Origin of the sequence: Wukongibacter baidiensis, assembly GCF_050888315.1 — a bacterium.
Lineage (GTDB): Bacteria > Bacillota > Clostridia > Peptostreptococcales > Caminicellaceae > Wukongibacter > Wukongibacter baidiensis.
Map to the genome: position 1 here is coordinate 2,308,595 of NZ_CP138202.1, position 14,542 is coordinate 2,323,136.

Here is a 14,542-nt window from a genome sequence, read left to right on the forward strand (position 1 = left end):
TTTTTTAGTAGTTATATTGACTGAAATAGGCAGTTGATAACCTATCCACAGTTTCTTAAGCTTAAAATCAATCAATATATATCGTTGCTAGTCCATGAACTTTTTTTCTTGTGCGTGAATTATTTTTCATGATATAATTTTGAAAATAGGAATTAAAGCTCAAAGGAACATTATCTGTTCAACATAGATATATGTTAAGCGATTAGCGTCGAAAGGAATTGATGTTAATATGGATATCAATATTTTAGTAGTTTCATCAAATAAAAAATATTATAATGATTTTCTTTCAACCCTATCTAACATGAATTTGAATACATTTTATTGTAATACCGTTGAAAAGGCTTTTAATGAAGCCTCAAACCATAATTATGATATTCTAATTTCTGATTTTGATATTTGGAAAGAGAAGATTTCATTAAGCAATTTTGCTAAACTCTATCCTGATACAGAAATAATTATTACAACAAATAAACCTACATATAAGGATGCAGGAATTGCAATCTCTCAAGGTGCCGCCGAGTACATTCCCCTAAACAAAGGAAAAGACTTTCTAATTAAAGCAATTAACAAAGCAATTAAATCTCACACCAATAGAAATTCAATTAAAAAGACGTTAATGACTAACTACTTACTCGAAAGTAAGAATAAAAAATATAATAAGATGTTAGAGTTTTGTCTAAAGGTTGCTAGATCAAATGCTAATATTTTACTTGTTGGCGAATCAGGAACAGGTAAAGAAGTAGCAGCAAAATATATACACCTATACAGCCAAAGAAGTGCCATGCCTTTTATTGCTGTTAATTGTAGTGCATTTACTGATACTTTACTTGAGTCCGAGTTATTTGGACATGAGGAAGGAGCTTATACAGGGGCAACAAAGGCAAGAAAGGGTAGATTTGAAATAGCCAATAAAGGAACGTTGTTTCTTGATGAAATTGGAGATATAAGCTTAACTACACAGGTAAAGTTGTTAAGAGCTATAGAAACAAAAACTATTCAAAGATTAGGTAGTAATATTGACACTTTGATAGACTTTAGATTGATATCTGCTACAAATAAAGATTTAAAATCAGAAATACTAAATAATAACTTCCGTGAAGATTTCATTTATAGGATAAGTACAATTGTTATAAAAGTGCCTACTTTGAGGGAAAGAAAGGAAGATCTAGAAAGTTTAATAAATTTCTTTTTGGAAAAAGCTCAAACTGAACATGGTATTAAGATTTCAAACATTGAACCGGAAGTTAAAAAGTTTTTATACTCATATGATTATCCCGGTAATATTAGAGAACTTAAGAACATTATTGATAGAATGGTTGTATTTTCTGAAAATGGAACTATCACAAAGGATGGTATACCTATAATGTTTGCAATAAGAAAAAGTCAAAATAATAGCTATGATAATTCTTTCAATGAAGTTAAACCCTTTAAAGAATTCAAGAAACTATCCGAATCAAAATATTTGGAATGGGTTTTAAAACAGACAGATGGTAATGTAGCAGAAGCTGCTAGACAGCTTGATATAAGTACTAGACATCTTTTTAATAAAATAAATGAATATAATATAAAGAAATAAAACTGAAATAAAAACAAAAAATAGAAGCGTATAAAAGTCCATTAAACTAAACAAACTTTATACGCTTCTCATAATTCTTATATGTTTTACTGGGTCAATTATTATCCTTTGTTCTTAGTACTATAGATGAACTCTTCGTCTTTAAGTTGAATAAATTCTTTCATTGCTTCTTTACCGTCTTCAATAGCTTTTATGATGGCAACTTCATATTTTGTAAGCTTTTCTTATACAGTTTTCACAAGAACCAATAGAAATTTTTAATTTTCTATCGAACCTTTCACACTAGCGCTCAATTCAAGATTCTTAGGCTTTCTTGCCCCACCATTTGTGATATATCCCATAACTAAATATACAATAGATCCTGCTAAACCAGCTAAAATTGGTGCTTCTACCCAACCAACTTCAAATTGGAATACTAAAATAACATTTACAAAGAATCCTACAAGCATAGAGCTAAGACAAGTACGTAAATCCGATTCAACAAATACACGCATGATTATCGGACCTACAAAGGCAGATATTAAACCTCCTGTACCAATATAAGCTATTTGATTAAGCATTCCTTGAGGAGCTAAGAATGTTAAAAATATTGCCCATATAGCAGTTGCTAGTACTCCTATGCGGTTAAACAAATCACCATGTTTTGAATTTTTATTAGTAACTGATACATACATATCATGAGATAACGAAGAAGCCAATGCTTGTAAAACTGAACTAATTGTTGAAAGCATTGCGAATAAAATAAATAGTGTAATCATGCCTCCTAAGACAGGTGGTAAAAAGGTATTTAAGAAAACTGGCATGGCACTATCTGGGTTAGCCAAGTTAGGATCCTTATAATACATATAAATACCTGTAATTGGAATCAAACTTAAAACTATACCTATAGGCGCCATTATTAAAGCCATAGTGTGTATCTTTATATCTTCTTTGAAGGATAGAAAACGCACTGACATATAAGGTAAAGTAGTGGTAAAAAGAAGTGCATAGATAAACACCAAGAATACACTATATATTCCATTACCATAAGGAACCGATGAAGTAGGATTTATGAATTCAGTTTTTAGTTTACCCACCTGAGTTAATAAATCTACTATAGCTATATCCTTTGTAATTGTAAAAAATACAATAATAGAAGCTATAATCATTCCTATACACATAATTGTATCTGTAATAGCTACAGCTAAAAGTCCTCCTTGCATTGTAAAAATAATAACAACAACCATTAATATCACTGCTGCTAATGCTTGACTAAGACCCAGCCATTCAGATGCTACAAGACCTACGGCTCTAATTTGACCAATTATGTACACTGAAAGGAAAACAAAGGTTGCTATACCTGCAACAAAATGCACTATTCTCTTTTGTTTATCAGTACCCCTGTGGGTTACTGCTATATACTCAGGAACTGTTAGTCCACCAGATTTTTCAGCTTGCTTACGCATAAAACCTGCAAACATCAACGTTCCAAACACAATTGCAGGAGCAAATAAAAAGTTTGCAAAAATTTCAATCGTACCATAAGCATAGGCGGTACCAGGAGAACCAATAAACCCCCATCCACTATAGCCTGTTGCCATTAATGTACCAGCACCTACAAAAGCACCTATCTGTTTTGCTCCCAATAAAAAGCCTTCACCAGATTCTGTAGCTTTCTTTATCTTTCGATTAGAGAGTGCGCCAACGGAGATTAATCCAACTGATGCTACAATTAATATAATCCAGTTCATCAATTTGTATCACCACTTTTCTTTAAATATATCTCTCTATAAAACCATACAGCTGATGGTATTAATATAAGAAGAATACATCCAATAATAAATCCATCCATAGTCCAAGAACCAGTCATTTTATTGCCTCCTTATAAATCCATTTTATGGAGCATAAACAATAAGAGCCAGATAACTAAAATTCTGACTCTCATTCTTCATAGTGTAATTATATCCAATTTTACCAAGTTTTATTTTCAAATGTTACTAATGTTGGATCTTCAACTTGATTTGGGAAGTAGTCTTCACATTTACCTTCACGATAAACGTCAGCAGTAGCACAGTGTAATCCGCCACCAAATGCATAAGCATCTCTAAATGGCACTGGAATTACATTCATACCAAGTTTATCCATTTGTTCCATTTGCGCAGTTTCACTAGCTTCTACTAATACAGTTTTATGATCTAGAACTAAACAGTTCATAGATAACCATACACTTGAATAGCAAAGTGCTGGTGGTTCTTTATGTGCTGGCATTGCAGCTTCAATTATTTCCCAACCGTTTGCTTCAAAGATCTTTCTTTGTTCTTTTGGCAGAAGTCTATGAGGATTGTTTAAGATAACACCAGGTTTTAAAGGTGTAAATGTTGCATCAATATGTATTGGGTATGGATCTCCTGGGAAGTTTACTGCATGTATACGCATATCTGGATACATACGTCTCATCCAGTCCATAGCTTTTCTATTTGTAGTTAATCCGTGTTGTACAAATAAGTCTTTACCTATACGTAATACGTCTGCAGCATCAAATAAAATCTCATGTTCAGTAGTAACCATCTCTAGATTTGCAGTACGTTCTAACAGAACTTCTTCAGTAATATCTCCATCATAATAATGCATGTCATAACTTGCCTTTCCTAATTCTGGACGAGGAGCAGCAATCCATCTAAAATCTGGATCTTGATCAAAGTATGTACGTAAATTTTTTGAATATGCTAGATATTCGAAGTATCTTGATCTAAAGGACATTGGAGCAGTTATAATGTCGCTACCAATTGTTAATAAAACATCTCTTGGCGGCATACATCCAAACATACTTCCTGTCTGGAAATGTGGTGTAACAACAGCTTGATTCCATTGTATAGGTTCTGGCCTATCAACTTTTACTCCATGATCCTCTAGAATCTTTACTAGATTATCAAGTTGTGCATTAGCTTTTTCAACAGTGTCTAGCGGACGAGGACCTGTCATACCACGCATTGGACTATCTAAAGGCACCTTAGCTTTAGATGCTGGTTCAGACGGTGGAATACAACAATTATCTGCTCTACCAACAATCACGTGCTTTAACGGATCAAAATCGTTCCATGAGTTTACTACTTTCATTCATACCCCTCCAAAATTTTTTTATTTATAGTTAACTGCATTTATTTGAAAGTCTGCAAAGCTATGCAGAATTACAAATCAATTTAACCTTCAATATAAAATTTATTAGGTAAGCGATTTATGTATTAAGTCACATTGTTAGCAATATACATTAGGATAATGTTTAAAAATAATACTATGTACTTCTTAGCGTTACTTTAACACGTAAGAAATCACTATAATACTTTGTGGTTCACTTGTTATACTTTTATAAAAGCAACTTCTATGCCAACTAATTAATTTTTTATCAATTAGCTATTTTGTAAGATTTAACAACATATTGAAAAATTGTAAAATAGCTTGCAATTTAAAAAAAGCAAAAAATTCTTATATTAGCTATGAATTTTTTGCTTTTTTGTTGAATAATGAACATGGTTATAGCATAATTATATTAAATCGTAATCTACTTAGGGGGGATAATATATGAATATAGTAAAAGTAAAAGATATGACTTTTACAGATGCTTATATTCAAATATTTAATCTGTTGGATGATTGTGTGTTTGTAATAGATATAGAAGGGAAAATAGTTTTATATAATAAGGCTAGTGAAAAATTAGATGGAATGAAAAAAGAAGATGTGATAGGAAAACATTTTCTTGAAGTGTATAAAATAAAAGAGCAAATAAGCTCTACTTTAAGAACACTTAAAAATAAAAAAGACTATATAAATGTATATCAGGATTATGTTACAGTTCTTGGGAAAAGAGTTTCTTCCGTTAGCAGTTCTTATCCTTTAATGCAAGAAGGTAATATGGTTGGAGTGTTAACTATTACAAAAGATATTACAAGACATAAGGAAATGTTAAATATATTCCATAGAAATGATGCTAAAGAAGCCAAAAAATCTGAAGGAATAGCGGATTTTACGTTTAATAATATTATAGGTGAAAATATAAATTTAAGAAATAATATTGAAATAGCTAAAATGGCATCCAAAACGAATACCAATATTCTAATATATGGTGAAACTGGTACTGGAAAGGAGCTATTTGCCCAAAGCATTCATAATGCAAGTAATGGGACAGGCAACTTTGTATCTTTAAATTGTGCAGCCATTCCAGAAAACTTATTAGAAAGTCTGTTGTTTGGTACTTCTAAAGGAGCATTTACTGGATCTATAGATCATGTTGGTCTTTTTGAAGAAGCAAATGGTGGAACGTTGTTCTTAGATGAATTAAATTCAATGAGTTTAAATTTACAATCTAAACTTTTAAGAGTAATAGAAACAGGTAAAATTAGAAGAGTAGGTGAAATAAAAGAAAGAATAGTCAATACAAAAGTATTAAGTGCTTTAAATATTCACCCTTTAAAAGCTATAGAAGATAATTTAATAAGAAGAGACCTATTTTATAGACTTGGAGCAGTAGTAGTTAATATACCTCCTTTAAGAGAAAGATTAGATGATATAGATCTTCTAGTAAAAGAATTTATAGAAAAATATAATAAAAATTTTTCAAAAAAAGTTCTAGGAGTTTCAAAAGAAGTAAAAGAAATTTTCTACAATCATTCTTGGCCAGGGAATGTACGTGAATTAGAACATGCTATTGAACATAGTCTGATAGTAATGGGTGAAGAGAATTTTATCCAAAAAAAACATATACCTTCTTTTATAGTAGATAGTTATAAAGGTATAGAATTAGAAAGTTTAGAAAGTAATAATCTCTTAGAACACGTTACAAGTGAATTAAAAACAACAGATATAAAAACTATTCTAGAAAATGTAGAAGAAAGTATAATAGATAAAACTTTAAAAGAAAATAAAGGAAATGTAGCAAAAACCGCAAAAAAATTGGGTATCAATAGGCAAACTTTAGATTATAGACTAAGAAAATTTAATATTCAATTAGATTTAAGTTCTTAATCAAATGTCATTTATTGTGATAAAAAGAGTTTTATAAGCTTAACACGAGGATGTATTGTCAATTTTATTATCTTTCCCGTTGTCTACAATATTTTTTAATGTATTACCTATAATCGTGTTTTTAATGATACTATTATTCTCCCCTACTATAGTAATACCGATTTGATTACCAGATATAATATTTTGTTCCACAGTTATTTGATCGGATAAAATATCAATTCCATCTTGTTTTTGACCTTGTATAATATTATTTCGAATTGTATTATTCGAACTATGCATGACGATGCCATATTCATTTTCAAATAAAAGATTTTTAAAAATTACATTATCGTTAGATTCCAAAGCTCCCCATAAGAAACCTATAGATGAACCTATAATTGTGCAATTAAAAATATTGTTACAAATTGCACCGCTTGAAACATTAGCAATACCAATGAATTCTCTGCCAAAACTGCAATTTCTAATCATATGATTTCTATCACTAACATTGATACCTGCAGTACCATTTGCAAAAAATTCAGAGTCCTCTACCGTTTGATTCTGACCTCTAATCACTATACCAAAAGTAGAGTTTTCTGTTGCAACAATATCCGTTATAAAATGGTTCTTGCCTCCAACAAAAATTCCTGTAGAGTAATTTATAATAAAAAAGCCTCGTATTCTAACACCTTCAGCTTGTTCAATTTCGAATCCAGTTCCACTTAGACCAGTTCCATTTAAAACTACAGTTTCATCTTCTCTGGATTGAATCGTAATACGATCTGTAGTAATGCGTACATTTTCGAAATAAACGCCTTCCAATACTTCTATCGTATCTCCAGGTTTAGCCGCATTGACAGCATCCTGAATGGTTAGGAAATCAGTCGGTACTACAAGGTTTTTACTATCTAATTCTATTTTCATTTTTTTCATTGGTTTTGGATCAAAAGAATGATATTTGATCTCTTTATTTTCATGGTTATTCATGTTGTTTTACTCCTTCCTTTCATGTGAGATATAAATGAATTGAAAAGTAATCCTCTATATTATATGAGCACATAAGTAAAAGTGTTCGGGATACAATTTCAATTAACTCTTCAAATTTCAAACTCTCAAATGCATAGATGTAACTCATTCTTTAACAAATCAGGGTCTGACTTTTATAATTTCGTTATCCTTAGAAATAGAAATAACAAAATTATAAAAGTCAGACCCTAATCATTTTCCATAAAAAATCTTATAAATTTATCATACCCAAAGTGTACACTAAAATGGGGTCACTCCAAACCGTCCCTGTCCCCTCGTCTGAGAATTATTTTTTATTTTCTCCAAGAATTAATGTACGCTCCAGAGACTTCAATAGTCTTGAAAATTGAGAACCCAGAAAGCTTTATAGTTATAAGATTCTTTTCGGATTTTATTTTTTTATCAAGGAATACATCAATTCCTTGGCACTCAACCTTTACATAGTTACTTTCATTATCAGGACTTTCCATAGTCACGTATGGAACTGGCAGTTTAGCTCAGCATCCTACCATACGAAAATCAATTTTTAAAGTTTTTTTATTTTTGTTCTTTATGTAATCCTTTACTTTTTCGTCTATCTTTATCTCCATACTTACCATCCCCCTTATCTATTCCATCCACTTTTCGAAATAATTATCTAGGTCTTCTCCAGTAACCTCTTCAAGTACATCTAAAAAATCCTCTGTGGTTGCAATCTTAAACTTATTATAATATATTTTTAGAATTTTATAAAACTTTTCACAGACAGAGGGACAGGGACTTGTCTTCTATTTAATCTCCCCCAGCCTTTTGTAATTTAGTTATTCTTATAAATAGAAATAATAAAATTCTCTAGTACTGTATGTATGGTTAACCTAGATCGAACAAATCTACAACCTGGAACAATTCGGTTGAGATACGAATTATTTAGATTTTGTGATAGTGGAAAACCTATATCCTTAGGAATCTGGATGTTTGATAAAGTTAATGTAACGAATGATTTTTTTGACAGCATTGAAGAGTCATTTAGTTTCATATTTTGTGAATGCCTAACCTGTAATGGCTGCTTTGAATATTTTGTAACTGTCACACCAATTGGAATAAGTACTACTGGCATAATTAGTGAGGTCTTTACAGTAACAGTTAGTAATGGTAGGATGGCAGTTTTGGCTCAAGAAGGATAGATAAGATGTGTAACTTTTAGTTTTGCTCATATAAATATTATAAATACTGCAAAAACTTAAGAAACTATCACAGCCCCTTAATGCTTAAGGCTGTTAAAAAGTAAGTCTTTGTAATCATTCAGTTAAGTAATTTTTTTAGTCATACCTTTTTTACTCTCTCATCTTTCTCACGCTACTAATACTCTCTTCTTTAAAAAACTTCTTGATTTGGTTGCATTTTAACAGTTCTACATATCGATATGTAGAACTGTTAAAATACAAAGTGTCATTAGAACCGTTCCTCTGACATAAAAAATAGTATTTATGGTAGAAACATGGTGAAAAAAGCCATTATCCCAATCACGATTGAAACAGCAAAGTAGAGATAAGATGACTTTCTATTTTGATTATAATTATCTATTCCAAATAAAAAAAACATTACCGTCATTAAAATCTGATTAATATTAGTGATGAGATTTCCATATCCATATATATCATAGTCTTTTACAATGAGGTTTCTAATAGCAAGAATAATTATTGTAAAAGACAATGCACGAATAGCAATTCTGAGTTTTGAAAATTTCTTATTTAACATTCCTAAACCTCCTAGATATTAATTTTTATAAGGAATTGTAATGTTCAAACACAATTATATAATAAGCGATTGTAAAAAGCTATTATGCATCAATTATAATATTAGTGAATATGTCAAACAGATTCTTTAACATACCTAAATTAAAAAACTGCTACCTTTAGACCCACGAAAAATTGAATCTATGGATAAATCACAAAAATAAAAACCTTGAAAATCAAGGTTTTAGTTTTCGTACGTCCTGAGGGACTCGAACCCCCGACGCCTAGATTCGAAGTCTAAGTATCTAATAATTATGTCACACTAAAGGTGTCTATGGAACCGTCCCACGACACCTGCAGAACCATCCCTCTGACACCTTAGTCTTTTTTTAATGGTTTGATCCTTTTAAAAATCAACTTCAAACTAGTGAATTCCATTAGACCTATAAAATAGAGTACAGATGCACCTGCAATAAATAAGATAGAATAAGCGATAAATTTCATAGACAATCACTCCTTCAGATTATAAAAGTAATTATAACAAAGAATTGATTCCAAAACAAACGACGTAAACTTTACTTTTTATTATCCAAAAACCGTTACCTTTAGACCCACGAAAAATCGAATCTATGCCTAAATCAAAATAAATAAAAACCTTGAAAAATGAAGTTTTTTTGTTTGGCACGTCCTGAGGGAATCGACCCCCCGACGCCTAGATTCGAAGTCTAAGTTTCTACTAATTATGTCATACTAAAGGTATCGCCGGAACCATCCCCTTGACATTACAAAATTTTTCAAACATTGACAAAATAGCTAGAGGAATTTTATAAAATTTACATAATTAATATAGTAAATGATTAGTAGGATAATCTTCTAATATTTTCAGTATAATATTACAAACATATATCTTGAATATCATAGTTATTTAGCCGTTCATGCTAGGTTTAAATAGCTGATATTACATCTGCAAAATAGTGTATTATGTGAACTAAAGATTATTTCAATAGAGTAATGGTTAGGAGAGAAGGATGATTTATTTAGATCTTTTTACATTCCCAAATGGGGAAACGGAATTCGATTTTTTTATGGAGATAAAAAGAACGTGCTATGACTCGTTTTATCCGTTTAGTATTTTATCAAAACGTGGTCTTGAAAGAATAGATTTTGAGCCAGTTACCATTCTATATGGCGGGAACGGCTCGGGAAAATCAACAGCATTAAATGTTATAGCAGAAAAAACAAGAATCAGTCGGGATTCTATTTATAATAAATCTAATTTTTTTCCTGACTATGTAGATATGTGTGAAATGCAGCTTAAAGCTCAAATTCCTGAAAATAGTAGAATTATTACCAGTGACGATGTATTTGACTATATGTTGAATATCCGTAACCTAAATGAGGGAATTGACCAAAAACGTGAAGAACTTTTTGAAGAATATTTGGATGCAAAGTATTCTCATTTTCAGATGAAGTCTATAGAAGACTACGATCAACTAAAAAAAGTAAATAATGCTAGATTTAAAACGCAGTCACGTTTTGTTAGAAATGAATTGATTGATAATGTACGGGAATATTCCAATGGAGAAAGTGCATTTCTGTATTTTACCGAAAAAATTGGTGAAAATGGTCTTTATTTATTGGATGAGCCTGAAAACAGTCTTTCTCCAAAACGTCAAATAGAATTAATGAGTTTTATTGAGGACGCTGCACGATTTTTTGGGTGTCAATTTATTATATCAACACATTCTCCATTTCTGCTTGCCATGCGAGGAGCAAAAATATATAACCTTGATGATAATCCTGTTAGTGTAAAACGATGGACGGAATTGGAAAATGTGCGTATATACTATGATTTTTTTAAGCGACATCAAAAGGAGTTTTGATTATTAGCAAAATTAGTGGCTAGGTAAATTCACAATCTTTATAAAAACAAGTAGCTAAGGTGTTAGGCTAAAACACGTAACTTAGAGCAATTAATTATAATTTTATATTTTATGTGTTCTAGTCTGACACCATTCTTCTGTTCCTTCAATTGTTCTGACAATACCAGCAGCTGTGCTTGGAGGTTACTGGGCAAAAAGAGCGAATGAGAAAGTTAAAAACAAAATCTAATTTTCTATTAAAAAAACAGCAAATAGTGAAAGTGTCGCTAGAACCGTCCCCGCGATACCTCTATTTCTTTTAACTCTTTTAGTATTGTATCTATTTCCTCCCTTTTCAGCAAATGGAGAAAACCATTTTTTACTCCATATTTTTCTTCTATTAGTTTAAGGAAAAGGCAAGAGTCAGGCTCTACTAATTCACTTTAGAGATTAATAAGTAAATTAGTGAAGCCTGACCCTGTTCTATTCAAAAAAATTAAAATACCTAGCTCCATTAAAAGTAGCGCTAGGCATTTTAATAACACTTAATTGTTTAGCTTGCTTTCTTTCTACTTGAAACAAGGCTTGCTACTCTTAAATCCTGATCCATGAAGTAATTAACACCAGCAACAAAAATACCGCCACCGATGAAGTTACCTACTGTAACAACACCAAAGCTTGTTAGAATTCCTGATACTGTTACTTCAGCGCCATTTACGAACGCCATCATTAGGTAGAACATGTTTGCAACAATATGCTCTGTACCACTTAATACGAATAATGCAATTGGGAACCAAATTGCAAAGATCTTACCAACAACTGTCTTTGCACTGTAAGCCATCATAACACCACTACATACGATAATGTTACATAGTACTGCACTGATAAACATACGTCCAATTGGCATTGTAGTTTTAGTTACTGCACTCTTGAATACAATTTCAAGCATTTTGTGACTAAAGATTCCTGCACCAGTAGATAATAGAGCCATAATAATTGCTCCAACCAAGTTTGCAATAACAACAGTTACAAGCATCTTCATAAAGCGGTCTAGTTGAACCTCTTTCTTGTAAACACTTAAAATTGCCATACAGTCACTTGTGAATAGTTCAACACCTAATAATAGAATTGCGATGATCCCTGTTGGGAAAATAAGTGCGCCTAAGAACTTACCTAAACCTGGATCAGCTGTATATGCTGCTAGCTTGAAGTACCCGATAGCACCCATAGCAATGAACATACCTGCTAAAATACCTTGTAGAATAAGTGCTCTAGATTTCTTTTCTACCTTACTTTTTCCAGCTGCTACGATGTAGTCAACAATTTCAATAAATGATTTCATATTTCCCCCCAATTATATATTTCAATAATAATTTCCTTTCAGATAATATCATATTTCCAAGCGTATTACAAGATTTTAATGAAAATAGACCGAGGTACATGTCCTCCAATTTCTACAAAAAAAATTGATCTCACAATCAATTAAATTGTGAAATCAATTTATACAACTTTAGTAATTAACTATGTTCATATTACTTATTTTCTTTCATTTAACTAACCTAGTAGAAACCAAGAATATTCCTGAACTTTATACTAATATCATCAGAAGACAACACTATCCTATAGTTTATGTTTTCCCGAACGTCTGAAAAATCCTCAACCTCGCTAAACTTTCGACGAGTATTGCATTAGTAACATTTATATTTCATGTTAATATCATTCTACTCTTAAAACCTTATAGTCAGATACATCAACCATCACACCTATTTAGTCAACTTTAGCAGTGGTCAGCGCTCCACATGCATAGTATGTGGGAAGGCAAGGGTCAGGCTTTTATAATTTCGTTATCGGCATAAGTTGAAATAACAAAATTATAAAAGCCTGACCCCAAGTCATTCCGCAAATTTACCTATTTATTAATTTCAGATGTTTCATCTTCAGTCTCATTGAAGCCAGATGTTTCATCTTCAGTTCCCTTTTCGTCACTATCTTCTAATGGTTGGTTTTCAGTCTCAGTATCTGTCTCAGAAGGATCCTGCTCTGTTTGAAATGGTTCTTCAACAGGAGCCTGTTCTTCTTGAAATGATTCTGATTCAGATGTATTCTCATCCCCAGGTGTGCATGCCACCATTGAAAACATCATTGTACCTAACAATATAATAGCAATTATTTTTTTCATTTTGAATACACTCCTTATATATAAATTTTAATGGCCTTTCTTTGTTACACTTATATTATAGTAAAGAATTGTGGTAGAAAAATGATATAATTATGTAAAAATAAGTGTATTCTCACTGGAAGTACCACTACCTTTATAGTCAATATCTATCTAAATCAATGCTAATCTTAGAACAGGACAAAGAGAATAAACAGGTTTTGTCCTGAAATTCCATCTCAACTAATTATCATCGGACACGCAACCTCTTACTTAGTCCTTTTAGCAAAATGCTGAAAGTGAATATTTCTTAATTAACTATGGATAATAAGAATAAAGAAATTGCAAAAGTCTTGGTATTACAAGTGTAGCGTCAGTAATAAAGGATATAGAGTTGCTAGATGCAACTGGATAGAAGTATAGATTGAGGGGAGTTTGAAAGGTGGTTAAGTAAAGGTGACGAAAGTAATTAAAATAGTTAAACTTTTATGCTTAGGAGTGGTTATAATTTTGGCATTTCGCTGGTTTATTTTTCCGTATGTAATTGACCCACATATTAGTAAGTATAAGTTTAGAGAATTCCTATCAGCATTAGAAAAAGGAGAAGTTAAAAAAGCTGCTGACTATGTACATTATTATGGTGAAAAGCATTCAAAGTATAGCATCAACCCTGATTTACCCATAATAACAGCAGAGGAAGAAAAAGAGCTATGGGTAAGTGGAATGAATAGACTTAAGGAGAAAGGTATTGATTTTATATCTCATAAAGACATGAGAGTGAGAACAGATGATAGTTTTACAAGTGGAAGCGTGATATTAATAATAAAGTATGAGGAGAGAACATATGATATACACCTCTATGCACATCTAAATAGGGGGCGATTATCACCTGGAGGGGTTCAAGGATTAGGTTCTTATCCTCACCCAGATCCTACAGTTCAGTACATAGTAGATCAAATTAATGTGGTAATGCCTACCACTGATCCAGGTTAGATAAATGGGTGAGGACTAAAAATCAAAGATAGAATAAAAAAGATTTCCATTTATCGATTAATGCAATATATCGCTAACTATAAGGTTAATGAATATATCAAACAAATTTATTAACATCGCTTAATCAAAAACCGCTACCTTCAGACCCACGAAAATTCGAATCTATGGATAAATTTTTAAAAATGAAAACCTTGAAAAATCAAGGTTTTAGTTTTGGAACGCCCTGAGGGACTCGACC

Annotated in this window: 13 protein-coding genes; 5 read left to right on the forward strand and 8 right to left on the reverse strand. The window is 31.5% G+C overall.

Features of this window, described 5'->3' with window-relative positions; genetic code table 11:
* The first annotated feature begins 229 nt into the window (after positions 1-229).
* Positions 230-1,576 carry a sigma-54 dependent transcriptional regulator gene (locus R9X47_RS10480; protein WP_432666771.1) on the forward strand — a complete coding sequence of 449 codons (1,347 nt, stop codon included), beginning with the start codon at positions 230-232 and terminating at the stop codon, positions 1,574-1,576.
* A 257-nt stretch (positions 1,577-1,833) separates the two neighbouring features.
* On the opposite strand, the gene R9X47_RS10485 is transcribed toward R9X47_RS10480, so the two are convergent.
* Both R9X47_RS10485 and R9X47_RS10490 read right to left on the reverse strand, forming a co-directional pair.
* Positions 1,834-3,306 carry a sodium:solute symporter family protein gene (locus tag R9X47_RS10485; protein WP_432666772.1) on the reverse strand — a complete coding sequence of 491 codons (1,473 nt, stop codon included), beginning with the start codon at positions 3,304-3,306 and terminating at the stop codon, positions 1,834-1,836.
* Between the two features lie 220 nt (positions 3,307-3,526).
* The gene (locus R9X47_RS10490; RefSeq protein WP_432666773.1) at positions 3,527-4,672 is read right to left on the reverse strand and encodes a hypothetical protein; all 1,146 of its coding nucleotides are present in this window, start codon (positions 4,670-4,672) and stop codon (positions 3,527-3,529) included.
* 462 nt (positions 4,673-5,134) lie between these two features.
* Between R9X47_RS10490 and R9X47_RS10495 the strand changes: the two genes are divergently transcribed.
* Positions 5,135-6,574: a sigma-54 interaction domain-containing protein gene (locus R9X47_RS10495; RefSeq protein ID WP_432666774.1), complete on the forward strand. Its 1,440-nt coding sequence runs from the start codon at positions 5,135-5,137 to the stop codon at positions 6,572-6,574.
* Between the two features lie 39 nt (positions 6,575-6,613).
* On the opposite strand, the gene R9X47_RS10500 is transcribed toward R9X47_RS10495, so the two are convergent.
* On the reverse strand, positions 6,614-7,540 hold the full coding sequence (locus R9X47_RS10500) for a right-handed parallel beta-helix repeat-containing protein (protein WP_432666775.1): 927 nt from the start codon (positions 7,538-7,540) through the stop codon (positions 6,614-6,616).
* 332 nt (positions 7,541-7,872) lie between these two features.
* Positions 7,873-8,049, reverse strand: coding sequence for a hypothetical protein (locus R9X47_RS10505; protein WP_432667618.1), 177 nt, complete (start codon positions 8,047-8,049; stop codon positions 7,873-7,875).
* 375 nt (positions 8,050-8,424) lie between these two features.
* On the opposite strand from R9X47_RS10505, the gene R9X47_RS10510 reads away from it, so the two are divergent.
* Positions 8,425-8,742 carry a DUF4489 domain-containing protein gene (locus R9X47_RS10510; RefSeq protein WP_432666776.1) on the forward strand — a complete coding sequence of 106 codons (318 nt, stop codon included), beginning with the start codon at positions 8,425-8,427 and terminating at the stop codon, positions 8,740-8,742.
* 301 nt (positions 8,743-9,043) lie between these two features.
* Here the strand turns inward: R9X47_RS10510 and R9X47_RS10515 are convergent, their stop codons facing one another.
* Together R9X47_RS10515 and R9X47_RS10520 are read right to left on the reverse strand one after the other, a co-directional pair.
* Positions 9,044-9,316 (reverse strand): hypothetical protein, encoded by a 273-nt coding sequence (locus tag R9X47_RS10515; RefSeq protein ID WP_432666777.1) that lies wholly within the window; start codon positions 9,314-9,316, stop codon positions 9,044-9,046.
* 356 nt (positions 9,317-9,672) lie between these two features.
* The gene (locus R9X47_RS10520) at positions 9,673-9,798 is read right to left on the reverse strand and encodes a hypothetical protein (RefSeq protein WP_432666778.1); all 126 of its coding nucleotides are present in this window, start codon (positions 9,796-9,798) and stop codon (positions 9,673-9,675) included.
* A 524-nt stretch (positions 9,799-10,322) separates the two neighbouring features.
* On the opposite strand from R9X47_RS10520, the gene R9X47_RS10525 reads away from it, so the two are divergent.
* Entirely contained in the window at positions 10,323-11,177 is an 855-nt protein-coding gene (locus R9X47_RS10525; protein ID WP_432666779.1) for an AAA family ATPase, read from the forward strand.
* Positions 11,178-11,709: 532 nt separating this feature from the next.
* Here R9X47_RS10525 and R9X47_RS10530 read toward each other — a convergent pair.
* Together R9X47_RS10530 and R9X47_RS10535 are read right to left on the reverse strand one after the other, a co-directional pair.
* Positions 11,710-12,498, reverse strand: coding sequence for a formate/nitrite transporter family protein (locus R9X47_RS10530; RefSeq protein ID WP_432666780.1), 789 nt, complete (start codon positions 12,496-12,498; stop codon positions 11,710-11,712).
* Between the two features lie 567 nt (positions 12,499-13,065).
* Positions 13,066-13,335, reverse strand: coding sequence for a hypothetical protein (locus R9X47_RS10535; protein WP_432666781.1), 270 nt, complete (start codon positions 13,333-13,335; stop codon positions 13,066-13,068).
* A gap of 432 nt (positions 13,336-13,767) precedes the next feature.
* Between R9X47_RS10535 and R9X47_RS10540 the strand changes: the two genes are divergently transcribed.
* On the forward strand, positions 13,768-14,304 hold the full coding sequence (locus R9X47_RS10540) for a hypothetical protein (protein ID WP_432666782.1): 537 nt from the start codon (positions 13,768-13,770) through the stop codon (positions 14,302-14,304).
* The last annotated feature ends 238 nt before the right edge of the window (positions 14,305-14,542 follow it).